General features: G+C 76.6%; 21 protein-coding genes. 16 read left to right on the forward strand and 5 right to left on the reverse strand.

Annotated features, from left to right (window positions below; genetic code table 11):
- Window positions 1-20 precede the first annotated feature (20 nt).
- From recG to smc, 11 genes are all read left to right on the forward strand, one after another.
- The gene (gene recG / locus ACI8AD_RS10395; protein ID WP_456870451.1) at window positions 21-2,201 is read left to right on the forward strand and encodes an ATP-dependent DNA helicase RecG; all 2,181 of its coding nucleotides are present in this window, start codon (window positions 21-23) and stop codon (window positions 2,199-2,201) included.
- Window positions 2,198-2,752 carry a 16S rRNA (guanine(966)-N(2))-methyltransferase RsmD gene (gene rsmD, locus ACI8AD_RS10400; protein WP_456870452.1) on the forward strand — a complete coding sequence of 185 codons (555 nt, stop codon included), beginning with the start codon at window positions 2,198-2,200 and terminating at the stop codon, window positions 2,750-2,752. The genes recG and rsmD overlap by 4 nt, the downstream gene beginning before the upstream one ends.
- Entirely contained in the window at window positions 2,749-3,228 is a 480-nt protein-coding gene (gene coaD, locus ACI8AD_RS10405) for a pantetheine-phosphate adenylyltransferase (RefSeq protein ID WP_456870453.1), read from the forward strand. The genes rsmD and coaD overlap by 4 nt, the downstream gene beginning before the upstream one ends.
- Window positions 3,225-3,914 (forward strand): hypothetical protein, encoded by a 690-nt coding sequence (locus ACI8AD_RS10410; RefSeq protein ID WP_456870454.1) that lies wholly within the window; start codon window positions 3,225-3,227, stop codon window positions 3,912-3,914. The genes coaD and ACI8AD_RS10410 overlap by 4 nt, the downstream gene beginning before the upstream one ends.
- A 288-nt stretch (window positions 3,915-4,202) precedes the next feature.
- Complete coding sequence (locus ACI8AD_RS10415; RefSeq protein ID WP_456870455.1) at window positions 4,203-4,751, forward strand: YceD family protein; 549 nt, start codon at window positions 4,203-4,205, stop codon at window positions 4,749-4,751.
- Between the two features lie 2 nt (window positions 4,752-4,753).
- Entirely contained in the window at window positions 4,754-4,933 is a 180-nt protein-coding gene (gene rpmF, locus ACI8AD_RS10420; RefSeq protein ID WP_089402499.1) for a 50S ribosomal protein L32, read from the forward strand.
- A gap of 44 nt (window positions 4,934-4,977) precedes the next feature.
- A complete protein-coding gene (gene rnc, locus ACI8AD_RS10425; protein ID WP_456870456.1) occupies window positions 4,978-5,724 on the forward strand; it encodes a ribonuclease III in 747 nt (248 codons plus the stop codon).
- A 4-nt stretch (window positions 5,725-5,728) separates the two neighbouring features.
- A complete protein-coding gene (mutM, locus tag ACI8AD_RS10430) occupies window positions 5,729-6,604 on the forward strand; it encodes a bifunctional DNA-formamidopyrimidine glycosylase/DNA-(apurinic or apyrimidinic site) lyase (RefSeq protein WP_456870457.1) in 876 nt (291 codons plus the stop codon).
- On the forward strand, window positions 6,601-6,873 hold the full coding sequence (locus tag ACI8AD_RS10435) for an acylphosphatase (RefSeq protein ID WP_456870458.1): 273 nt from the start codon (window positions 6,601-6,603) through the stop codon (window positions 6,871-6,873). The genes mutM and ACI8AD_RS10435 overlap by 4 nt, the downstream gene beginning before the upstream one ends.
- Before the next feature lie 151 nt (window positions 6,874-7,024).
- The gene (locus ACI8AD_RS10440; protein ID WP_456870459.1) at window positions 7,025-7,228 is read left to right on the forward strand and encodes a hypothetical protein; all 204 of its coding nucleotides are present in this window, start codon (window positions 7,025-7,027) and stop codon (window positions 7,226-7,228) included.
- 56 nt (window positions 7,229-7,284) lie between these two features.
- Window positions 7,285-10,857 carry a chromosome segregation protein SMC gene (gene smc / locus ACI8AD_RS10445; RefSeq protein ID WP_456870460.1) on the forward strand — a complete coding sequence of 1,191 codons (3,573 nt, stop codon included), beginning with the start codon at window positions 7,285-7,287 and terminating at the stop codon, window positions 10,855-10,857.
- Between the two features lie 56 nt (window positions 10,858-10,913).
- Here the strand turns inward: smc and ACI8AD_RS10450 are convergent, their stop codons facing one another.
- Window positions 10,914-11,729: an endonuclease/exonuclease/phosphatase family protein gene (locus tag ACI8AD_RS10450; protein WP_456870461.1), complete on the reverse strand. Its 816-nt coding sequence runs from the start codon at window positions 11,727-11,729 to the stop codon at window positions 10,914-10,916.
- Between the two features lie 12 nt (window positions 11,730-11,741).
- A complete protein-coding gene (locus tag ACI8AD_RS10455) occupies window positions 11,742-13,448 on the reverse strand; it encodes an alkaline phosphatase D family protein (RefSeq protein WP_456870462.1) in 1,707 nt (568 codons plus the stop codon).
- A gap of 83 nt (window positions 13,449-13,531) precedes the next feature.
- On the opposite strand from ACI8AD_RS10455, the gene ftsY reads away from it, so the two are divergent.
- Complete coding sequence (gene ftsY, locus ACI8AD_RS10460; RefSeq protein WP_456870463.1) at window positions 13,532-14,755, forward strand: signal recognition particle-docking protein FtsY; 1,224 nt, start codon at window positions 13,532-13,534, stop codon at window positions 14,753-14,755.
- A gap of 49 nt (window positions 14,756-14,804) precedes the next feature.
- Here ftsY and nicT read toward each other — a convergent pair whose 3' ends face one another.
- Window positions 14,805-15,926 carry a Nickel transporter NicT gene (gene nicT, locus ACI8AD_RS10465; RefSeq protein WP_456870464.1) on the reverse strand — a complete coding sequence of 374 codons (1,122 nt, stop codon included), beginning with the start codon at window positions 15,924-15,926 and terminating at the stop codon, window positions 14,805-14,807.
- A 334-nt stretch (window positions 15,927-16,260) separates the two neighbouring features.
- Here nicT and ACI8AD_RS10470 point away from each other — a divergent pair, with 334 nt between their 5' ends.
- The 4 genes from ACI8AD_RS10470 (at window position 16,261) to ACI8AD_RS10485 (ending at window position 20,781) form a co-directional block, all read left to right on the forward strand.
- The gene (locus ACI8AD_RS10470) at window positions 16,261-17,631 is read left to right on the forward strand and encodes an ammonium transporter (RefSeq protein WP_456870465.1); all 1,371 of its coding nucleotides are present in this window, start codon (window positions 16,261-16,263) and stop codon (window positions 17,629-17,631) included.
- Window positions 17,628-17,966 (forward strand): P-II family nitrogen regulator, encoded by a 339-nt coding sequence (locus tag ACI8AD_RS10475; protein ID WP_073421809.1) that lies wholly within the window; start codon window positions 17,628-17,630, stop codon window positions 17,964-17,966. The genes ACI8AD_RS10470 and ACI8AD_RS10475 overlap by 4 nt, the downstream gene beginning before the upstream one ends.
- 143 nt (window positions 17,967-18,109) lie before the next feature.
- Window positions 18,110-20,491 carry a [protein-PII] uridylyltransferase gene (locus tag ACI8AD_RS10480; protein WP_456870466.1) on the forward strand — a complete coding sequence of 794 codons (2,382 nt, stop codon included), beginning with the start codon at window positions 18,110-18,112 and terminating at the stop codon, window positions 20,489-20,491.
- Window positions 20,492-20,577: 86 nt separating this feature from the next.
- On the forward strand, window positions 20,578-20,781 hold the full coding sequence (locus ACI8AD_RS10485) for a hypothetical protein (RefSeq protein ID WP_456870467.1): 204 nt from the start codon (window positions 20,578-20,580) through the stop codon (window positions 20,779-20,781).
- Between the two features lie 21 nt (window positions 20,782-20,802).
- On the opposite strand, the gene ACI8AD_RS10490 is transcribed toward ACI8AD_RS10485, so the two are convergent.
- Both ACI8AD_RS10490 and ACI8AD_RS10495 read right to left on the reverse strand, forming a co-directional pair.
- Entirely contained in the window at window positions 20,803-21,846 is a 1,044-nt protein-coding gene (locus ACI8AD_RS10490; RefSeq protein ID WP_456870468.1) for a baeRF3 domain-containing protein, read from the reverse strand.
- On the reverse strand, window positions 21,843-22,277 hold the full coding sequence (locus ACI8AD_RS10495) for a hypothetical protein (protein WP_456870469.1): 435 nt from the start codon (window positions 22,275-22,277) through the stop codon (window positions 21,843-21,845). The genes ACI8AD_RS10490 and ACI8AD_RS10495 overlap by 4 nt, the downstream gene beginning before the upstream one ends.
- Window positions 22,278-22,499: the final 222 nt, after the last annotated feature.

Genomic DNA, 22,499 nt, shown 5'->3' on the forward strand with positions numbered 1-22,499 from the left:
GTGGCGGTCGTGACGTGGCGGTGACCCTCGAGACCGACCTCTCGCGCGTGCTGGGCGCCAAGACGGCGAAGGCGATGGCCGAGTCGCTGGACCTGCGCACGGTCCGCGACCTGCTGCGCCACTACCCGCGCCGCTACGCCCGCCGCGGTGAGATGACCCGCCTCGACGACCTGCAGGTCGGCGACCGCGTCACCGTGCTGGCGCAGGTGCGCCGGGTGACCAGCCGGAAGATGCGCAACCGGCCCGGCACGCTCACCGAGGTCACCGTCGGTGACGGCGCCGGGGAGATGCAGCTGGTCTTCTTCAACCGGAGGTTCGGCAAGCTCGAGGAGGGCGCCTGGGGGCTGTTCGCCGGCACGGTCGGCGAGTACCGCAACTCCAAGCAGTTCGCCCACCCCGACTTCCACCTCATCACCGGCGACGACGACGAGGACTGGGCCCGCGCGCTCATCCCGATCTACCCGGCGAGCAAGGACGTCTCCAGCTGGGTGATCCAGAGGTCGGTCCGGCTGCTGCTCGACGCCTCCGGCGGCTTCGGCTTCGTCGAGGACCCGCTGCCGGAGGACCTGCGCCGCCGCCACGGCCTGCCGAGCCTCCCCGCCGCCCTCCTCGACGTGCACCGCCCGACCACGGCCGACGACGTCGAGCACGCCCAGGAGCGGCTCAAGTGGGACGAGGCGCTGATCCTGCAGCTGGTGCTCGCCGCCCGCCGCCGGGCGGCGGCGCTGGAGCCGGGCACCGCCCGCCCGCGCCGCCCGGGCGGCCTGCTCGACGCCGTCGACGCCGCGCTGCCGTTCGCGCTCACCGACGGCCAGCGCGCCGTGGGGGAGGAGCTGGCCGCCGAGCTGTCCCGCGACCAGCCGATGCACCGCCTGCTGCAGGGCGAGGTCGGGTCGGGCAAGACCGTGGTGGCGCTGCGGGCGATGGCGCAGGTCGTCGACGCCGGCGGGCAGGCCGCGCTGCTGGCGCCCACCGAGGTGCTCGCCGCGCAGCACGCGCGCAGCATCGCCGCCCTGCTCGGCCCGCTGGCCCGCGCCGGCGAGCTCGACGGCGACCCCGCCGGCACGAGGGTGGTGCTGCTCACCGGCTCGCTCAAGGCCGCCGCCCGCCGCGAGGCCCGCGCCGCGGTCGCCGACGGCAGCGCCGGCATCGTCGTCGGCACCCACGCGCTGCTGCAGCAGGGCGTCGACTTCGCCGACCTCGGCCTGGTCGTCGTCGACGAGCAGCACCGGTTCGGCGTCGAGCAGCGCGACGCGCTGCGGGCCAAGGGCAACCGGCCCCCGCACGTGCTGGTCATGACCGCCACGCCGATCCCGCGCACCGTCGCCATGACCGTCTACGGCGACCTGGAGACCTCCGTGCTGCGCCAGCTGCCCAGCGGCCGCGGCGGCGTGGCCAGCTCCGTGGTGCCGGTCAGCGACAAGCCCGCCTGGCTCGACCGCGCCTGGGAGCGGCTGCGCGAGGAGGTGGCCGCCGGCCGGCAGGCCTACGTCGTCTGCCCCCGGATCGGCGACGAGGACGCCGGCAGCGAGGACGAGCCCGACGCGGCCGACGCCCCGGAGGAGAGCGGTGGCGACGGCGACCGGCGCCCGCCGCTGGCGGTCCTCGACGTCGCCGAGGCGCTGCACGAGGGCCCGCTGGCCGGCCTGCGGCTGGCGGTGCTGCACGGCCGCATGACGCCGGAGGCGAAGGAGGCGACCATGCAGGCCTTCGCCGCCCGCGAGGTCGACGTCCTCGTCGCCACCACCGTCGTCGAGGTCGGCGTCGACGTGCCCAACGCCACGGTCATGGTCGTCATGGACGCCGACCGCTTCGGCGTCAGCCAGCTCCACCAGCTGCGCGGCCGGGTCGCCCGCGGGAAGCACCAGGGGCTGTGCCTGCTGGTCACCGAGGCCCGCGGGTCGACGTCGACCGGGCAGCGGCTGGCCTCGGTCGCGGGCACCTCCGACGGCTTCGAGCTCGCCCGGCTCGACCTCGAGACCCGCCGCGAGGGCGACGTCCTCGGTGCGGCCCAGTCCGGCCGGCGCTCCAACCTGCGGCTGCTGTCCCTGCTCGAGGACGAGGAGCTCATCGCCGCCGCCCGCGCCGAGGCCACCGACCTGCTGGCCGGCGACCGCGGGCTCGCCGACCACCCGGGGCTGGCCGCCGAGGTGGCCGCGCTGGCCACCGACGAGCGTGCGGAGTACCTCGAGAAGGCATGACGCGACTCATCGCCGGTGCCGCCGGGGGACGGCGGCTGAAGGTGCCGCCCAGCGGCGTGCGGCCCACCGGCGACCGGGCCCGCGAGGGGCTGTTCAACACCCTGGGCACGCTGCTCGACCTCGACGGCGCCACGGTGCTCGACCTCTACGCCGGCTCCGGCGCGCTCGGCCTCGAGGCGCTCTCCCGCGGGGCCGGGCAGGTGGTGCTCGTCGAGAACGGCCCCCGGGTGCTGCCGGTGCTGCGCGCCAACGTCGCCGCCGTCGGCCTGCCCGGCGCGCGGGTGGTCGCCGCGTCGGTGCCCACCGTGGTCGCCGGCCCGCCGCCGGCCCGCTTCGACCTCGTGCTCGCCGACCCGCCCTACGCCGTCCCCGCCGGGACGGTGCGCGGCGTGCTCGCCGCGCTGGTCACGGGGGAGTGGCTCGCGCCGGGGGCGGTGGTCGTCGTCGAGCGGTCCGCGCGCGAGGAGCCGTGGGAGTGGCCGACACCCCTCGTCGGTGTCCGCGAGCGCCGCTACGGGGAGGCCCTGCTCCGGTACGGTCGCGTCCCGTGAGGCGTGCGGTCTGTCCCGGGTCGTTCGACCCGGTCACCAACGGGCACGTCGACGTCATCACCCGGGCCGCCGCGCTGTACGACGAGCTCGTGGTCGCCGTCCTGGTCAACCCGGGCAAGGCCGGGCTGTTCACCGTCGACGAGCGCATGGAGCTGCTGCGCGAGGCCGTCGCGGAGCTGCCCAACGTCGTCGTCGACAGCTTCAGCGGCCTGCTCGTCGACTACTGCCGCAGCCACGACATCCCGGTGGTGGTCAAGGGCCTGCGCGCCGTCGGCGACTTCGAGTACGAGCTGCAGATGGCCCAGATGAACCGCGAGCTCGCCGGCGTCGAGACGCTGTTCGTGCCCACCGCCCCGCAGGTCGGGCACCTGTCCTCCAGCCTGGTCAAGCAGATCGCCACCTTCGGCGGCGACGTGTCCCGGCTGGTGCCCGAGGGCGTCCTCGACCGGCTGCTGGCCAAGCGGGAGGCGTCGTGACCGAGGTCGTGTACCGGCTCTACGAGACCGTCGACGAGCTCAGCCGGGTCATCGAGAACGCCCGCAGCGTGCCCATGTCGGGCTCCTGCATGGTGCCGCGCGACCAGCTGCTCGACCTGCTCGACGACCTGCGGGAGAACCTCCCCGACGAGGTGCACGCCGCCGGCGCGATCGTGGAGCAGCGCACCGAGATCCTCGAGCAGGCCCAGGCCGAGGCCGAGCAGCTCACCGGCCGCACCCGCGAGGACGCCGACCGGCTGGTCGCCGCCGCCCGCCGGCAGCGCGAGGAGATCCTCGGCACCGCCCGCCGCCAGCGCGACGAGGTGCTCGCCCGCGCGCAGGCCGAGGCCGAGGCGCTGCTGACCCAGGCCGAGGCGGAGGCCGACCGGCTGCTCGCCGAGGCCGAGGCCCACCGCGAGGCGGTGCTGGCCGACGCGCAGGCGCAGCAGGCGGAGATGCTCGCCGCCGCGCAGGCCGAGCACGAGCGGCTGGTCACCGAGACCGAGGTCTACCGCGGCGCGGTCGTGCGCTCCGACGAGCTGGGGGCGCAGACCGTCGCCGAGGTCAACCGGATGCGCGCCGAGGTCGACGAGTACGTCGACACCCGGCTGGCCGACTTCGGCAGCACGCTCGAGCGGATGCTGCGCTCGGTGGAGAAGGCCCGCGAGACCCTGCGCGAACCCTGACCGCGGTCCCCCGACGATCAGGTGACCTGATCGTCGGGCGTCCTCCCGCACGTCCCACCGTGAGGGAGGACGCCGCACGATCAGGGACCCTGATCGTGGCCGACCCTCGGGGCGTCGGCGGGCACCGGGGATCGGGTAGTCTCGGTTGCTGGTCCGACCGCCGGTGCCGTCCCCGGCCGGGCTCCACCCACTCCCACGACCGCGAGTACCGACATGCCTGCCGCACGATCCGATCGCCCAGGCGCCGCGTCCACCCAGGCCCGGCGCCCCGCCGCCAACCCCTGGGCCGTGGAGCTGCGCGAGCTCGGCCGTCGCGCCGGCTCGATGCAGGAGCTCGACCGCACGATCCCCGCGCCCGCCGGCTGGAAGCTCGAGCTCGTCGGCGTGCCCGAGGGCGCCCCGGTGCACCTGCGGCTGCGGCTGGAGTCGGTGATGGAGGGCGTGCTCGTCTCCGGCGACGTCGAGGTCCCGGTCGAGGGCCAGTGCGCCCGCTGCCTGGACCCGTTCGCCGACACCCTCGGGCTCGACGTCCAGGAGCTCTACGCCTACCCGGGCAGCACCACCGAGGCCACCAGCGAGGAGGACGAGGTCCGCCTCGTCGAGGGTGAGCGCATCGACCTCGAGCCGATGGTCCGCGACACCGTCGTCCTCGCCCTCCCGCTCTCGCCCACCTGCACCGAGGACTGCGCCGGCCTGTGCTCCGGCTGCGGGCAGCGCCTCGACGACCTCCCGGCCGACCACTCCCACGAGCTGGTCGACCCCCGCTGGGCCGGCCTCGCCGGCCGTTTCACCACCGGAGCGGTCGACGACCGTCCGGGCGACCCTGAGGAGAACTGACCGTGGCCGTCCCGAAGCGGAAGATGTCCCGCGCCAACACCCGCGCCCGCCGGTCGCAGTGGAAGGCGAGCGCCCCCACGCTCGCCCCCTGCCCGAACCGCGCCTGCGGCCAGCTCAAGCCGCCGCACCAGGCCTGCCCGAACTGCGGCCAGCACGCCGGCCGCCAGGTCCTCTCCGTCTGACCCGGCCGGACGTGGGCAGCGCCGCCGGTACCCCGGTCGTCCCCGTGGGCACCTCGCCCGCGGGGCAGGCGCACGCCGACCGCGCGGCCGCCTGGCTGCTCGACGCCCTCGGCGTCGAGCTGCCCGGCGGCCTGCTGGCGTTGGCGCTGACCCACCGCTCCTACGCCTACGAGCACGGCGGCCTGCCGACCAACGAGCGGCTGGAGTTCCTCGGCGACGCCGTGCTCGGCCTGGTCGTCACCGACGAGCTCTACCGCAGCCAGCCCGACCTGCCCGAGGGCCGGCTGGCGAAGCTGCGCGCGTCGGTGGTCAACATGAACTCGCTGGCCGGCGTCGCCCGGCGGCTGGGCGCCGGCGGGCTGGGCCCGCACCTGCTGCTCGGCCGCGGTGAGGAGACCACCGGCGGGCGGGAGAAGGACTCGATCCTCGCCGACGCGCTGGAGGCGCTCATCGGGGCGGTGCACCTGGGCCTGGGCCTGGACGCCGCGAGCGCGCTGGTGCACCGGCTGTTCGACCCGCTGCTGCGCGAGGCGGCCACCCGCGGCGCCGGCCTGGACTGGAAGACCAGCCTGCAGGAGCTCGGCGCCGCCCGCGGCCTGGGCGCCCCCGTCTACGACGTCGACGACGAGGGCCCGCCGCACGCCAAGACCTTCACCGCGGCGGTGTCGCTGGCCGGCGTCGTCCGCGGGACCGGAACCGGTCGGACCAAGAAGGCCGCCGAGCAGGTGGCCGCGGAGGCCGCCTGGCGCGCCGTCTCGGCCGAGGAGCCGGCCGCGGCCGACGCGGAGTAGCGCCGTGCCCGAGCTGCCCGAGGTCGAGGTGGTGCGGCGCGGCCTGGAGCGGTGGGTCGCCGGACGGACAGTGGCCGCCGTCGAGGTGCACCACCCGCGCGCGGTCCGCCGGCACCTCGAGGGCGCCGACCACTTCGTCGAGGCGCTGACCGGCCGCACGTTCGCCGCCGCGCACCGCCGCGGCAAGTACCTGTGGCTGCCGCTCACCGAGCCCGACGGCGCCCCGTCGGGGCGCGCGATGGTCGCCCACCTCGGCATGAGCGGCCAGCTGCTCGTCGAGAAGCGCACGCAGCCCGACGAGACCCACCTGCGCGCCCGGTTCACCTTCACCGACGGCGGCCGCGAGCTGCGCTTCGTCGACCAGCGCACGTTCGGCGGGCTGGCGGTGGAGGACGCTGAGGGGGAGGCGATCCCGCAGCGGCTGGCGCACATCGCGATCGACCCGCTGGACCCCTCCTTCGACGAGGCCGGGTTCAGCGCCGCGCTGCGGCGACGGCGCACCGAGGTCAAGCGCGCCCTGCTCGACCAGACGCTGATCGGCGGCGTCGGCAACATCTACGCCGACGAGTCGCTGTGGCGCGCGAAGCTGCACGGCACGCGGCCCACCGACCGGCTCACCCGAGCCCAGGTCGCCGACCTGCTCGACGGCGTGCGCAGCGTGCTCGGGGAGGCGCTGGCGCAGGGCGGCACCTCCTTCGACTCCCTCTACGTCGACGTCAACGGCCAGAGCGGCTACTTCTCCCGCTTCCTCGCCGTCTACGGGCAGGTCGACCGGCCCTGCCCGCGCTGCGGCACGCCGATCGTGCGCGAGTCCTTCATGAACCGCTCGAGCTACAGCTGCCCGACCTGCCAGCCGCGGCCCCGGACGAGGCGCACGTGAGCGCGATCCGGGTGCACGCGCTGGTGTCCGGCCACGTGCAGGGGGTGGGCTACCGCTGGTTCGTCCGCGGCCTGGCCGACTCCGCCGGGCTGTCGGGGTGGGCGCGCAACCTGCCCGACGGCCGCGTCGAGGTGGAGCTGGAGGGACCGGCCGACGCCGTGCGGGCCGTCGTCGCCGCGCTCGAGGGCCCGCGCGCGCCCGGAGCGGTGACCGTGGTGGTGCACGAGGAGCGTGCGGTGCAGGGGGGATCGGGCTTCACGACAGCGTGACGAAGACGACATCCCACCGACACATCCGGCGTCGAGTGTGGCCGTTGACCTGCGTCTCCGGGGGTGTCACCCTGGAGGTACCGAGCCCGCGCCGACCGACTCTCCGGGGCGGCGGGCACCCCCTCTCGCTGTCGGAAAGGCCGTTTCCGCCATGGCCAAGGCCCTCTTCGGTTCTGTCGTATCCCCCGCGGAGCTCCGCGTCCTCGACGAGAACGCGGTCCTGCGCGCCAAGGTGCGCCGTCTGGAGCAGGAGCTGACCGAACTGCGCGCCCAGCGGGACGCCGCCCGTGACGCCGTCCTCGCCTCCGAGCTGCTGAGCCTGGCCGGCGACAACGCCCAGCCTGCGCTCGCCTGACGTCTGCGCAGTACACCCGGCGCGCGTGACCGCCGCCGGGTGACGGCCGTGTCCACATGCACCTCTCCAGCCTGACGCTGAAGGGCTTCAAGTCCTTCGCGTCCGCCACGACGCTGCGCCTGGAGCCGGGCATCACCGCCGTCGTCGGGCCCAACGGCTCGGGCAAGTCCAACGTCGTCGACGCCATCGCCTGGGTCCTCGGCGAGCAGGGCGCGAAGACCCTGCGCGGCGGCAAGATGGAGGACGTCATCTTCGCCGGCACCGCCGGCCGCCCGGCGCTGGGCCGCGCCGAGGTCACGCTCACCATCGACAATGCCGACGGCGCCCTGCCGATCGACTACACCGAGGTCTCGGTCACCCGCCGCATGTACCGCTCCGGGGAGAGCGAGTACGAGATCAACGGCGACAAGGTGCGTCTGCTCGACGTGCAGGAGCTGCTCAGCGACGCCGGCATCGGCCGCGAGATGCACGTCATCGTCGGCCAGGGGCAGCTCGACGCCGTCCTGTCCGGGCGCCCCGAGGACCGCCGCGCCTTCGTCGAGGAGGCCGCCGGCGTCCTCAAGCACCGCAAGCGCAAGGAGAAGGCGCTCCGCAAGCTCGACGCGATGCAGGCCAACCTCGACCGGCTGGCCGACCTGACCGCCGAGCTGCGCCGCCAGCTCAAGCCGCTGGGCCGCCAGGCCGAGGTCGCCCGCCGGGCCGCCGGGGTGCAGGCCGAGCTGCGCGACGCGCGGCTGCGGCTGCTCGCCGACGACCTCGTCGGGCTGCGCGACGCGCTGGACAAGGACGTCGCCGACGAGGCCGCCGCCCGCGCCCGCCGCGCCGTCGTCGAGGCCGAGCTGGGCACCGTGTCGCGGCGGGAGAGCGAGCTGGAGACGGCGCAGGCCGCCGACGCCCCGCGCCTGGCCGCCGCGCAGGACACCTGGTACCGGCTGTCCGCGCTCACCGAGCGCTTCCGCGGCATCGCCCAGCTCGCCGCCGAGCGGCACCGCCACCTGTCGGCCGCGGCACCGGCGGGCACCGGCGGCCGCGACCCCGAGCAGTTGGAGGCCGAGGCCGACCGGGTCGCGGCCACCGAGACCGAGCTCGCCGCCGGACTGGAGGCCGAGCGCGGCCGGCTGGCCGCCGCCGTCGCCGCCCGCGCGCAGGTGGAGGAGGCGCTGGCCGCGGAGGAGCGCGCCTGGGTGGCCGCCACCCGCGCGCTGGCCGACCGCCGCGAGGGCCTGGCCCGCCTGTCGGGCAAGGTCGCCGCCGGCCGGTCGCGGGCGGCCGCCGGCCAGGCCGAGGTGCAGCGCCTCGCCCAGTCCGCCGCGGAGGCCGCCGCCCGCGCCGACGCCGCGCAGGCCCGGCTCGACGAGCGCCGCGCCGCGGTCCCCGACGCCGACGACGAGGACGTCGCCCTGGTCACCGCGCACACCGACGCCGTCGCCGCGCACACCGCCGCCGCGCGCGCCGTCACCGAGCTCGCCGACGCCGAGCGCGCCGCCGAGCGCGACCGCGCCTCCTGGGCCGCCCGCCGCGACGCGCTCGCGCTGGGCCTGACCCCCGCCGACGGCGCCGCCGCCGTCCTGGCGTCCGGCCTGCCGGGCGTGCTCGGGCCGGTGGCCGAGCGGGTCACCGTCGCACCCGGGGCCGAGGTGCCGCTCGCGGCGGCGCTGGGCGGGCTCGCCGAGGCCGTCGTCGTCGCCGGGGTGGACGACGCCGCCGCCGCGCTGGCGCACCTGCGCGACGCCGGCGCGGGCCGGGCCGGGCTGCTGGTCACCGGCGGCCCGCCGCCGCTGCCGCGCGAGGGCTGGCCGGTGCTGCCGGAGGGCCTGCGGTGGGCGGTGGACCTCGTCGAGGCCCCCGAGGAGCTGCGGCCGGCGCTGGCCCGGGCGCTCGACCGCGTCGCCGTCGTCCCGACCCTGGACGTCGCGGCGGCGCTGGTCGCCGCGCACCCGCGGGTGCGCGCGGTGACCGCCGACGGCGACCTCGTCGGCGCCGACCGGGCCGCCGGCGGGTCGGCCGACGCGCCGTCGAACCTGGAGGTGCGGGCCCGGGTCGACGAGGCCGAGCGCGAGCTCGCCGCCGCGGTTGCCCGCGCCGCCGACCTCGCCGACCGGCTGGCCGCGGCCCGGGAGGACGCCCGCGCCCGCTCGGCCGACGTCGAGGCGGCGCTGGCCGCCCGGCAGGCCGCCGACCGCAGCCGCTCGAGGCTCGCCGCCGAGCTCGCCGAGCTCGGGGCGGCCGCGCGGTCGGCGGCGGCGGAGGCGGAGCGCTCGGCCGCGGCGCAGCGGCGGGCCGAGCGGGCGCTGGAGGAGTCGCAGGCCGGGCTGGGAGAGCTCGAGGCGCGACTGGCCGAGGCCGAGGCCGCGCCGGCCGCGGAGGAGCCCGACTCCGGGGACCGCGACCGGCTGCGGCTGGAGGTCGCCGCCGCGCGGCAGGCCGAGACCGAGGCCCGGCTGGCCGTGCGCACCGCCGAGGAGCGCGCCCGCGCCCTGTCCGGCCGCGCCGAGGCGCTGCGCCGCCAGGCCCGGCAGGAGCGGGCCGCCCGCGAGCGGGCCGCCGCCGCCCGGCTGGCCCGCCGCCGCGGGGCCGAGGTCGCCGCGCGGGTGCGCGCCGGCGCCGAGGAGGCGCTCACCGCGCTGGCCGGCTCACTCGCCCGGGCCGCCGCCGAGCGCGACCGGCTCGCCGCCGAGCGCAGCACCCGCGAGGCCGAGCTGCTCGAGGTGCGCACCCGGGTCCGCGCCGCGACCGGGGAGCTGGAGCGGCTGACCGACGAGGTGCACCGCGACGAGGTCGCCCGCGCCGAGCAGCGGCTGCGCATCGAGGCGCTGGAGGAGCGGGCCGTCGAGGAGTTCGGCGTCGACCTGCCCACGCTGGTGGCCGAGTACGGCCCGGCCGCGCCGGTGCCGCCCGCGCCGGCGCAGGTGGCCGCCGCCGAGGCCGCGGGCGAGCCCGAGCCGGCGCCGGTGCCCTACGACCGGGCCGCGCAGGAGCGCCGCGCCGCCCGCGCCGAGCGCGACCTGGCCACCCTGGGCCGGGTCAACCCGCTGGCGCTGGAGGAGTTCGCGGCGCTGGAGGAGCGGCACACCTTCCTCGCCACCCAGCTCGAGGACCTCAAGGCCACCCGCCGCGACCTGCTCACCGTCGTCCGCGAGGTCGACGGGCGCATCCACGACGTGTTCGCCGCGGCCTTCGCCGACGTCTCCCGCGAGTTCGAGGGCGTCTTCGCCACGCTGTTCCCCGGCGGTCAGGGGCGGCTGGTGCTCACCGACCCCGAGGACATGCTCACCACCGGCGTGGAGATCGAGGCGCGGCCGCCGGGCAAGAAGGTCAAGCGGCTGTCACTGCTGTCCGGCGGGGAGCGCTCGCTGACCGCCGTCGCGCTGCTGGTGGCGATCTTCCGGGCGCGGCCCTCGCCGTTCTACGTGCTCGACGAGGTCGAGGCCGCCCTCGACGACGTCAACCTGGGCCGGCTGCTCACCCTGGTCGAGCAGCTGCGGGCGACCTCGCAGCTCATCGTCATCACCCACCAGAAGCGCACGATGGAGATCGCCGACGCGCTCTACGGCGTGAGCATGCGCGGCGACGGCATCACCGGCGTCATCAGCCAGCGGCTGCGCGAGCCCGATCCGGCCCAGGCATAGGAAGCTCTCCCCACGTCTCCGGCGCGGGAACGTGGGGATTGCTTCCTATGCCTGGGTCAGACGCCGGAGGGGACCAGCAGGTCGACGACGACCGGCAGGTGGTCCGACGCGCCCGCGCCGTCGAGCACCCGCGCGGAGGCCACGGTGATGCCCGGGGTGACCCACACCTGGTCGATGCGCGCGTGCGGCGACCGCGCCGGGTGGGTCAGCCCCTCCTCGCGCTGCCAGAACCGCCAGCGGGCCTGGTCGTCGCGCTCGGGCGCCAGCTCCCAGGCGTCGGCGAAGGACTCCCGCAGCGCCGCCAGCTCCGGGGCGTCCGGGGCGGCGTTGAGGTCGCCGACGACCACCCCGGTCGCCATCGGCCCGGTGTACAGCGCCCGCAGCACCGCCACCTGCTCGGCGCGCTCGGCCGGCGACCGGGTGGTCAGGTGGGTGGTGGTCACCCACAGCGCCCCGCCGTCGAGCTCGACCAGGGTCCGCAGCGCGCTGCGCGGCTCCCCGCCGCCGGGCAGCGGGTGCACGTCGCTGACCAGGATCGGCAGCCGCGACAGCAGCGCGTTGCCGTACTGCCGGCGCTGGTCGTCGCCGGGCCGCGGCTCGTCGATCGCCGGACCCCACGCCAGCTGCATGTCCAGCGCCCGGGACAGCAGCAGCGCCTGGTCGACGTCCTCGCTGCGGTCGCCGAAGTGCCGGTCGACCTCCTGCAGGCAGATGACGTCGGCGCCGGCCGCCGCGAGCACCTTCGCCAGCCGGGGCAGGTCGTGCCGGCGGTCGGCGCCCACGCCGTGGTGGGTGTTGAAGGTGACCAGGCGGACGGGGATCGGGGGCTGGTCGGGTCCGGGGGCCGGCTTGACCCCGTGGGCATCGGTCACCCCGTCAGCCTGTCACCCGCCGGCCGGCACCGTCGCCGGGACCGGGTCGGCCAGCGGCAGGTCGAGCACCTGCTGCAGGCACTCCTCGCCGTCGGGCCGGTGGTCGCTCACGTGCAGCAGGAAGCGCGCCTGCCGGCCGTCGAGCACCAGCTCGCCCACCTGGTTGCCGAAGAACGGCCCCGCGGCCTTGGCCCACTCCACCGACGGCGGCCGCACCCGCGCGGCGCGGGCGATCGCGCCGGTGAACCGCCGCGCCCACCGGCTCCAGCCGATGCGGAACCCGACCCGGATGGGGTGCGGCGCCTGGTTGTGCAGCGGGGAGACGGTCAGCTGGTGCACCCGGCCGCTGAGCCCGCCGGGGGCGACCACCTCGGCGGCGTAGGCGTGGTGGACGTCGCCGGAGAGCACCAGCGCCGTCGCCGGCGCCGGGCCGTGCTCGCCGCGGGCCACCGCCAGCAGCGCGGCGGCCAGCCGGTCGAAGCTGTGCCCGAACGCCGCCCAGTGCTCGAGGTCGGCGGCCTGCCGCAGCGCCTCGGCGGCCCGCCCGACCAGGCGCCCGTCGTGGCGCACCGCCAGCGCCTCGTCCACCCGCTCGATGGAGTCGATGGCGTGCGGGAGCAGCCAGGGCAGCGACGTGCCGACCAGCAGGTGGCCGACGCCGTCCTCGACCGCCTGCCGCATCTGCTGCTCGACCCAGGCGAACTCCTCGTCGTCGACCATCCGGCGGCCCTGCTCGTCGAGCACGCGGCCGGCCCGGCTGTCGACCACGAGCAGCCGCGCGTCGCCCCACTGCCGGGCGTAGCTCCAGCGCACCGTCCGCGGGTCGCGGTCGGCGGCGAGGGCCATCTCGCGCAGCAGCGGCTCGGCGTCGGCGTCCTCGGGCAGCGCCCGCACCGCCTGCCAGGTGGCGTTCTCGGCCAGCTCGGCGGGGGAGAGGTTGCCCAGGTGCTGGTACACCCAGTAGCTGGCCAGCCCGCCGGCGATGCGGGCGTCCCACCAGTCGGTGGCGGTGACCTTGCGCCGCCAGGCGGCCGAGGTGTTCCAGTCGTCGATCATCTCGTGGTCGTCGAAGACCATCGACGACGGGATGGTGGACAGCAGCCACCGCACGTGCGGGTCCATCCAGGACTCGGCGTAGAGGCGGGTGTACTCCTCGTAGTCCCGGGTCTGGGCGTCCTCGGGCACGTCCTCGCCGCGCCGAATGCGCAGCCACGAGCGGGTCGCCGTCGTCAGCTCGTCGGCGTAGACCTGGTCACCGAGCAGCACCAGCGCGTCGGGCCACTCCTCCTCCGGCAGCGCCGCCACGCGCTCGGCATAGGCGTCCAGGGCGTCGGGCGGGATGTGCTCGGCGAGGTCGACGGTGCTGGGCGTGGCGTACCGGCAGGAGCCGAACGCCAGCCGGAACGGGCCAGGACGGCCCGGCGTGCGGATCCGGCTGGGCGGGAACGGGGAGCTCGACTCCGGCCACACCCGGACGCCGTCGGCGCCGTCGGTCGACAGGTGGACCTCGTAGGGCGTCGTGCTTCCGGGCTCCAGCCCCTCGACGACGACCAGCGCGTACCAGTGGCCGCCGACGGCGAAGGTGCGCGCGGTCCGCCCGAGGACCTCGACGGTGCACGGGCGGTCGGTCTCCACCCAGACGGTGGCCGACACGGGGTCGACGTGCCGCAGCAGGGGTCCGATGAGCAGTCCGGGGGCGTCCTCGTCGGGTGGCGGCATGGGCCCAGCGTGCTCCACGGTGCCCCGTTCCGCCCAGACCCGTCGCTACGGCGATCGGGGGACCGGCTGGGAGACTGACCGGCATGGAGTTCGTGCTGATCGCGATCGCGATCGTCCTCGTGGCCCTGGTCGCCGGGGCGAGCCTGCTCGTCGGCCGCGGCCGGCGCACCACCCGGCTCGACGACGACGCCGCCGCCGGCACGACGCTCACGCGGCCGCGGCCACCGAGCGCGCCGACCGCGCCGCCCGAGGACCGGCCGGCCGGCGCGACCGCGTCCGGTCAGGGCCTGGCGCCGGCCGAGCCGGTCTCGCCGGAGACGCCGCCGGTCGAGCTGCCCCCGGCGGTGGCCGAGCCGGACCTGGTCTTCGAGACGCCGCCGCCGTCGGCCGGCCGGCTGGTGCGGCTGCGGTCCCGGCTGGCGCGCTCGCAGTCCTCGCTGGGCCGCGGGCTGCTCACCGTGCTCGCCCGCGAGCGGCTGACCGAGGACGACTGGGATGAGGTCGAGGAGACGCTCCTGGCCGCGGACGTCGGCGTCGCGGCCACCCAGCAGATCGTCGACCGGCTGCGCACCCAGTCGATGGTGCTGGCCACCGCCACGCCCGCCGACCTGCGCGCGCTGCTGGTCCGCGAGCTCACCGCCGTCCTCGGGCCCGACCTCGACCGCACTCTGCACACCGACCGCCGCGAGGGCCGGCCCGGCGTCCTGCTGGTCGTCGGGGTCAACGGCGCGGGCAAGACGACGACGGTCGGCAAGATCGCCCGCGTCCTCGTCGGTGACGGCAAGAGCGTCGTGCTCGGTGCCGCCGACACCTTCCGCGCCGCGGCCGCCGACCAGCTCGAGACGTGGGGCGAGCGGGTGGGCGTGCTCACCGTCCGCGGCCGCGAGGGCGCCGACCCGGCGTCGGTGGCCTTCGAGGCCGTGCGCACCGGCGTGGAGGCCGAGGTCGACACCGTCGTCGTCGACACCGCCGGCCGGCTGCACACCAAGTCCGGCCTCATGGACGAGCTCGGCAAGATCAAGCGCGTCGTGGAGAAGCAGAGCCCGGTCACCGAGACGCTGCTGGTGCTCGACGCCACGACCGGCCAGAACGGCATCGTGCAGGCGCGGGTGTTCACCTCCGCCGTCGACGTCACCGGCGTGGTGCTGACCAAGCTCGACGGCACCGCCAAGGGCGGCATCGTCGTCTCGGTGCAGCGCGAGCTGGGCATCCCGGTGAAGCTGATCGGGCTGGGGGAGGGCGCCGACGACCTCGCGCCCTTCGAGCCGGAGGTGTTCGCCGAGGGCCTGGTCGGCGGCGCGGACTGACAGCGGACCTCCCCGCCCCGCACCGGGGCAGGGCCCGTGCGGGAGGCCGTCAGGGGGTGTCGGGCGCCCAGCGCTGCTCGATGCGGCCGAACCGCCACACCGCGACGGCCACTGCCCACGTGACCACGAACAGCCCGACGATCGCGAAGCCGACGTACTCCAGGTCCAGCGAGGCCAGCCACACCAGCGGCGCGGCCTGCAGCTCGAGCCGCTCGACGAGCAGCCCGACGAGCACCAGCGTGCCGATGACGAGCGCGACGGTCACCGACAGCACGGTGATGGTCAGGTTGTAGAAGACCTTGCGCACCGGCTTGAGGAACGCCCAGCCGTAGGCGCGGGTCATGAGGACGCCGTCGGCGGCGTCGAACAGGCTCATCCCGGCGGCGAAGAGCACCGGCAGCACGAGGATCGCGTACCAGGGCAGCACGAAGGCCGCCGAGCCGGCCGCGAGCACCAGCAGCGCGACCTGGGTGGCGGTGTCGAAGCCCAGGCCCATGAGCAGGCCGACGGGGTAGAGGTGCCAGGGCCGGCTCACCCGGCGGGTCACCCGGCCGAGCAACCGGGCCAGGAGCCCGCGGTTGTGCAGGTGGTGCTCGAGCTCGGCCTCGTCGTACCGACCTGAGCGCATCCGGCGGAAGACGCGGGCGATGCCCACCGCCGAACTGAGGTTCATCAGCCCGATGAGCAGCAGGAACGTGCCGGCGACCAGGGTGCCGACGAGGCCGAGGGCCTGCCCGACGGAGTTGTCGTCGGACTGGACGACGCCGGCGACCGACCGCACCCCGGCCACCAGCAGCAGGCTCGCGGCGAACACGACCGACGAGTGGCCGAGGGAGAACCAGAAGCCCGTGCTCACCGACGGCGTGCCCTCGTCGACCAGCTTGCGGGTGGTGTTGTCGATCGAGGCGATGTGGTCGGCGTCGAAGGCGTGCCGGACGCCGAGCATGTAGGCGGTCAGGCCGACGCCGACCCCGAGGACCCCGGTGCTGCCCAGCTGGTACTCCGCGGGCGCGACGGCGAACACCAGCACGCCCCACCCGACGACGTGCAGCAGCAGGACGAACGCGGCCATGCCGCCGATCGAGCGCCACTCCCGGGGGCTGAACGAGCCGCCCGCGCGGGTCCGGTGCGCCGGGGGACCGGGCCGGGCGGACACGGCGGGGACGCTCACGCTGCCTCCAGGGACGTCAGGGGAGGGACCCGGCGACCTTATTGCACACGAGTTGCACCTGCACACCTGTCGCATCGGGCAGGTCCGCCGGCCGCCCGGACGGGGCGGGCAACACGGCCGACACACGGCGGCCGGACACGCGATCGGGAGTTCACGGTCCGGAAACGTGCCGACGCCGCCCGTGGAAACACGGCCCCGGCACCGTGAACGCCGCGTCGCCCCACCACCGCCGGTGGCGGGCGCACCGAGCACCGCCCCGGGCTCCTCGCTCGTCCCGGGTCCGTCCGTGGCCCTGCCCCGTCGCACGGCCACACCACACCGTCAGGAGGTTGCCGTGGACACCGGCGACACCGCCTGGGTCCTGGTCAGCGCCGCGCTGGTGCTGTTCATGACCCCCGGTCTGGCGCTCTTCTACGGCGGCATGGTCCGCGCGAAGAGCGTCCTCAACATGATGATGATGAGCTTCGGGGCACTCGCGCTGATCAGCGTGCTGTGGGTGCTCTACGGCTACTCGATCGCCTTCGGCGACGACGTCGGCGGCGGCCTGCTCGGCGACCCGACCGAGTTCTTCGGCCTCTCGTCGCTGATCGGCACCGCGGGCCTGGAGGGGGCGTTCGCGCCGGACAACCTGGTCTTCACCGTCCCCTCGCTGGCCTTCGTCGCCTTCCAGGGCGTCTTCGCGATCCTCACCGTGGCGCTCATCTCGGGCGCCGTCGCCGACCGCGCCCGCTTCGGCCCGTGGATGGTCTTCGCCGGCGTCTGGGCCACGCTGGTCTACTTCCCGGTCGCCCACTGGGTGTTCGCCTTCGACGGCGCGGAGTCCGAGACCGGCGGCTGGATCGCCAACGACCTGCTGGCCATCGACTTCGCCGGCGGGACCGCGGTGCACATCAACGCCGGCGCCGCGGGCCTGGCGCTGGCCCTGGTGCTCGGCAAGCGGCGTGGGTTCGGCCGCGACCCGATGCGGCCGCACAACCTGCCCCTGGTGATGATCGGCGCGGGCATCCTGTGGTTCGGCTGGATCGGCTTCAACTCCGGCTCCGCGCTGGCCGCCAACGGCCAGGCCGCCGAGGTGTTCGTGACCACGCTCGCGGCCACCGGCGCGGCCACCCTGGGCTGGCTGCTCACCGAGAAGCTGCGCGACGGGCACGCGACCTCGCTGGGCGCGGCCTCCGGCGTGGTGGCCGGCCTCGTCGCCATCACCCCGGCCTGCTCCGCGGTGACCCCGCTCGGCGCGATCGCCGTCGGCCTCGTCGCCGGCGTCGTCTGCGCCCTCGCCGTCGGCCTGAAGTACCGGCTGGGCTACGACGACTCCCTCGACGTCGTCGGCGTCCACCTCGTCGGCGGCCTCTGGGGCACCCTCGCCGTCGGCCTGTTCGCCTCCGCCGCGGCGACCGCCGGCGTGGACGGTCTCTTCTACGGCGGCGGCGTGGACCAGCTGTGGCGGCAGGCGCTCGGCGCCCTCGCCGTTCTGGTCTACTCGTTCGTGCTGACGCTCGTCATCGGCCTCGTCGTCGCGAAGCTCATGCGCTTCCGCATCACCGAGGAGGACGAGGTCGCCGGCATCGACGGCGTCGTGCACGCCGAGACCGGTTACGACCTCGCCTCCCTGGGCGGCGGCGGTGGCGGCTCGGCCCTCACGGCCGCCGGCCAGACCCGCGCGGAGGCCCGGGGCACCACCCTCACGGACAGGAGCCGGGTGTGAAGCTCGTCACCGCCATCATCAAGCCGTTCAAGCTCGACGACGTCAAGAACGCCCTCGAGCTGATCGGGATCACCGGACTGACCGTCAGCGAGGTCCAGGGCTTCGGCCGCCAGCGCGGCCACACCGAGGTCTACCGCGGTGCCGAGTACCAGGTGGACTTCGTCCCCAAGGTGCGCATCGAGGTCGTCGTCGGCGAGATCGAGGCCGCGCGGGTGGTCGACGCCGTCGTCGAGTCGGCCTCCACCGGGCAGATCGGCGACGGGAAGGTGTGGGTCACCACGATCGACGAGATCGTGCGGGTGCGCACCGGCGAGCGCGGCGAGGACGCGCTGTAGACGAAGGACCCCCTTGCCCCCACCCCTCGCACGCTCGGGGCGGGACCCTGCAAGGGGGCCGACAGCACCACGTCGGCCGGGGTGGCGGGAGGACCGCCGCCCCGGCCGGCGCCGTCCCGACCCACCGACCGACAGGGGGGACCGTGCCCGACCTCGGCGCGCTGCCCGGCCTGACCCGCGCCGAGCGGGTGCAGCAGCTCGACGCCTGGCTGGGCGGCCTGCTCGCCGCCGCCGTCGCCGGCACACCGCCGCCCCGGCAGGGCCGGGGTGCCCCGCCCCCGCGCACCGGCACCGACGGCGTCGCGCTGGTCGCCGTCGGCAGCCTGGGACGGCGCGAGCCGCCGCCGCACGGCGACCTCGACCTGGTGCTGGTCCACGACGGCCGGCCCGAGGTGGCCGCGCTCGCCGACGCCGTCTGGTACCCGGTCTGGGACGCCGGCGTGCGGCTGGACCACTCGGTGCGCTCGGTCGCCGAGGCCGTGGCGGTGGCCTCCTCCGACGTCAAGGCCGGCCTGGGCCTGCTCGACGCCCGCCTGGTCGCCGGCGACGCCGCCCTCGCCGCCGCGCTGCGCACCGCGACGCTGGCCGCCTGGCGGCAGTCGGCGTCCCGGCTGCTGCCGCAGCTGCGCGACCTGCGCCGCGGCCGGGCCCGGCAGGTCGGCGAGCTGGCCTTCCTGCTCGAGCCCGACCTGAAGGAGGCCTACGGCGGCCTGCGCGAGGGCCAGGTGCTGCGCGCGGTCGCCGCCGCCCAGCTCGGCGACGAGCCCGCCGCGGAGGTGGAGGCGGCCTACGCCCTGCTGCTCGACGTCCGCGACGAGCTGCGCCGCCGCACCGGCCGGCCCTCCGACGTGCTGGTCCGCCAGGAGCAGCGCCCGGTCGCCGCCGCGCTCGGCCTCCCCGACGAGGACGTGCTGCTGCGCCGGGTCAGCCTCGCCGGGCGCCGGCTGGCCTTCGTCGCCGACGACACCTGGCGGCGGGTGGAGGCGGCGCTGGTCCGCCGCCCCCGCGGCCGCTACCGCCGCGTCCGCCGCGAGCCGCTGGCCGAGGGCGTGGTGCGGCAGGGCGACGAGGTGGTGCTCGCCCGCGACGCCCGCCCGGCCGCCGACCCCGGGCTGGTGCTGCGCGGCGCGGCCGCCGCCGCCCGCGCCGACCTGCTGCTGTCCCCCTACACGCTGCGGGTGCTCGCCGCGCACTCCCCGCCGGTGCCCGAGCCGTGGCCGGCCGAGGTGCGCTGGTCGTTCCTGCGGCTGCTGGCCGCCGGCCGGCCCGCGGTCGCCGTCGTTGAGCAGCTCGACCAGGAGGGCCTGCTGACCCGGCTGCTGCCGGAGTGGGAGCAGGTGCGGTCGCTGCCCCAGCGCCACCCGTGGCACCGCTTCACCGTCGACCGGCACCTCGTCGAGGCCGCCGCGGCCGCCGCCGAGCTCACCCACGACGTCGACCGGCCCGACCTGCTCCTGGTCGCCGCGCTGCTGCACGACATCGGCAAGGGCCGGCCCGGGGACCACAGCGTCGTGGGGGAGCCGATCGCCGCCGGCGTCGCCGCCCGCATGGGGTTCGCCCCGGCCGACGTCGCCGTCGTCGGCACGCTGGTCCGCCACCACCTGCTGCTGCCCGACACCGCCACCCGCCGCGACATCGACGACCCGGTGACCGTCGAGCGGGTCGCGGCCACCATCGGCGGGGACGCGCAGGTGCTGCAGCTGCTGCACGCGCTGGCGCAGGCCGACGGCGCGGCCACCAGCTCCTCGGCGTGGTCGCCGTGGAAGGCGCACCTGGTCGCCCACCTGGTCGCCCGGGTGCAGGCGCACCTGGGCGGGACGCCGGCCGCCGACGCCGACCCAGTGCTGCACCCCACCGCGCCCACGGTCACCGAGACCGGGGCCGACGGCGCGGTGACCGTGGGCGTCGAGGACGTCGCCGACGGCCAGCAGGTGACGATCGGGGCGCCCGACGAGCGGGGCCTGTTCAGCTGCCTGGCGGGGGTGCTCGCGCTCAACCAGCTCGACGTGCGCGCGGCGAAGGTCGACGTCGTCGACGGCCGGGCGACGGCGGTGTTCGCCGTCCGCCCGCGGTTCGGGCGGGCGCCGCAGCCGGCGATCCTGGCCGACGCCGTCCGCGCGGCGCTGGAGGGGACGCTGCCGCTGGCCGACCGGCTCCGGCAGCGGGAGGCCGACTACCGGCAGGACGCCGCGCGGTCGGCGCCGCCGCGGATCTCCTGGCACGACTCGGAGGTCAGCGGCGAGGCGACCAGCATCGTGGAGGTGCGGGCCGGCGACCGTGCCGGGCTGCTCCACCGGCTCACCGCAGCGCTCGGCTCGGAGGGGCTCGACGTCACCTCCGCGCGCATCGAGACCCTCGGCGCCGACGCCGCCGACTACTTCTACGTCAGCAACCCGGCCGGCGGCCCCCTCGACCCCGCCCGGCGGGCGCGGGTGGAGGCGGCGCTGGTCGCCGCGGCGCGGGGCGCGGTCCTCGACCCGGCGCACGGGGCGGTGCTCGACCCGGTGGCGGACACACCGCGCTGAGTGCACGGGACTGTCGGTGGGCCGTGCGACCGTCGGGACGACTCCGGGACGGAGCAGTCCCGGTACCGACGGCGAGGGGAGTCCCCGTGCAGCACCCGCAGAGCTGGCCCTGCCCCACCTGCGCGCAGGACACGGTGTTCGAGCAGCCGCCGTGCGCCGACGGGCACACCGACGACGGCGGCGAGTGCCCCGAGTGGATCTGCACCGGTTGCGGCACCGGCTTCCTCCTCGGCGGGCTGGAGTCCCTCGTCGAGGCGGCGGGGCGGCGGGCCGCCGGCGCCGCCGCCTAGCGACCGTCGCCCGGGTGGCCCTCACCGGAGGGTGAGGGCCACCCGCCCGGAGTCGGCCAGCGCGCCGTCGGCCACGAAGGCCACCCAGCCGCCGCGCACCAGCACCGTCTCGATCAGCTCGTCCACCACGTCGTCGACGACGTCGGGGTGCTCGACGTCGTCGGCGGGGACGAGGAAGTCGCCGTCGGGGCTCAGCCGGGCCGCGAGGGCGAAGCCCTCCTCCACCGCGAGCATCTCCGGCCGCTCCCGCCGCGCGGCCAGCCACGCCGCGTCGATGCCCTCCACCACGGCCTGCCGGGAGCGCCGCCGGTCCAGGTGCGCCAGCGCCTCGCCCTGCCGGGACAGCAGGTAGCCGTCGAGCACCTCGCGCACCCGCGGGACCAGCACCGACAGCGGGGCGCGGGTGAGGTGGCCGGTCACCGTCCCGGCCAGCCGCCCGGTGTTGCGCGACAGCCGCCGGAACCGGCCGACCACCCGGTGCCCGCCGACCAGCACCAGCGGGGCGGGGTGCAGCCGCAGGAAGGTGCCCAGCGCCCGGTCGACGCGCCGCAGGAACGCGTCGCCGGCGTCGTCGTCGGCCCGGAGCGGGAACGCCGACCGTCGGGGTGGGCGCAGGGTCCCGGCGCCGCCCTCGAGCAGCCGCGCGTCCTGCTCCGACAGCAGCAGCACCACGTGGCGCGGGATCCGGTGCAGCGCCCGGACGAGGTCGCGGGTGGCGAAGGTGGGGTCGACGACCACCCGGTCGGGCACCCCCACCGGCAGGCGCACCACCTGGCGCATCGTCCGGTTGACGTACAGCGCGATGCCGGCGCCCGTGGGCTCGCCGCGGGCGGCGGACACGAGCTCCTGGAGGGCGTCGGCGAGCTCGGCGGGAGCGCCGTCGCGGGCCAGGCGCGCCCCGGCCTCGCCGGCCAGCCGCTGCAGGGTCCGCGCGTCCGCGTCGGTCATGCGGGCGGCGGGGGTGGTCGTGGCCAGCAGCGACACGCACGGCTCGTCGCGCACTGACTGCAGCAGGACGACCTGCTCGGGAGAGGGGCCGGGGACCCGTGGCACGGTGGCGGTCACGGGACCGGCCGGCCCACCGGGACGGCGTCGAGCTGCCGGGCGAGGCGGGCGACGGCGCGGTCGAGGACCCGCTCCCGGCGGCGACCGCGCAGGCCGCCGAGGCGGTGGACGGTGATCCGCGCGGGCAGGCCGGCCGCGGCGGCGCGCTGGGTGGCCAGGGCGACGAGGTCGGCGACCTCCCGTCCGGCCTCCTCGCCGAGGCGGGCCAGGAGGGCGGGGTCCGTGGTGACCGGGAGGCGGGGGAGGAGCAGGGCGGTGTGCACCTCGCGGCCGGTCTCGCGGGCGAGGGTGTGGGCCTCGTCGAGGGCCGCGAGGGCGCCCTCCCGGCCGGTGAGCGGGACGAGCAGCCGGGGCGGGACGCCCCGGGGGAGGGGGGCGGGCCGGGTGCGGGCCGGCGCGGGAGGCGGTGCTGCGGGGACGGTCGCGGTCACGGGGGCTCCCACGGTGCGGCGAGGTCTCCCCCGGTCCCGGAGGACCGGCCGCGCCCGGGCCGGAGGCCGGGACTGACGGGCGGCGGCTTCGCGGATGCGGTCGGGTACTCCCCTCGCAGGAAACACGATACAGGAAATGCTCTTCCTGTACAGGGGTCCGGAGGTGCGATGGCCGCCGGCGGCGCCGTGCCCGCCGGGCACCCGCGCCGTCTACGGTTCTCC

Source organism: Geodermatophilus sp. SYSU D00766, from assembly GCF_054049915.1.

Coding starts and splice junctions, on each gene's coding strand:
- smc (WP_456870460.1), top strand. CDS start 7,285: ATGCACCTCTCCAGCCTGACGCTGAAGGGCTTCAAGTCCTTCGCGTCC.
- ACI8AD_RS10455 (WP_456870462.1), bottom strand. CDS start 13,448: ATGCCGCCACCCGACGAGGACGCCCCCGGACTGCTCATCGGACCCCTG.
- ftsY (WP_456870463.1), top strand. CDS start 13,532: ATGGAGTTCGTGCTGATCGCGATCGCGATCGTCCTCGTGGCCCTGGTC.
- ACI8AD_RS10440 (WP_456870459.1), top strand. CDS start 7,025: ATGGCCAAGGCCCTCTTCGGTTCTGTCGTATCCCCCGCGGAGCTCCGC.
- rsmD (WP_456870452.1), top strand. CDS start 2,198: ATGACGCGACTCATCGCCGGTGCCGCCGGGGGACGGCGGCTGAAGGTG.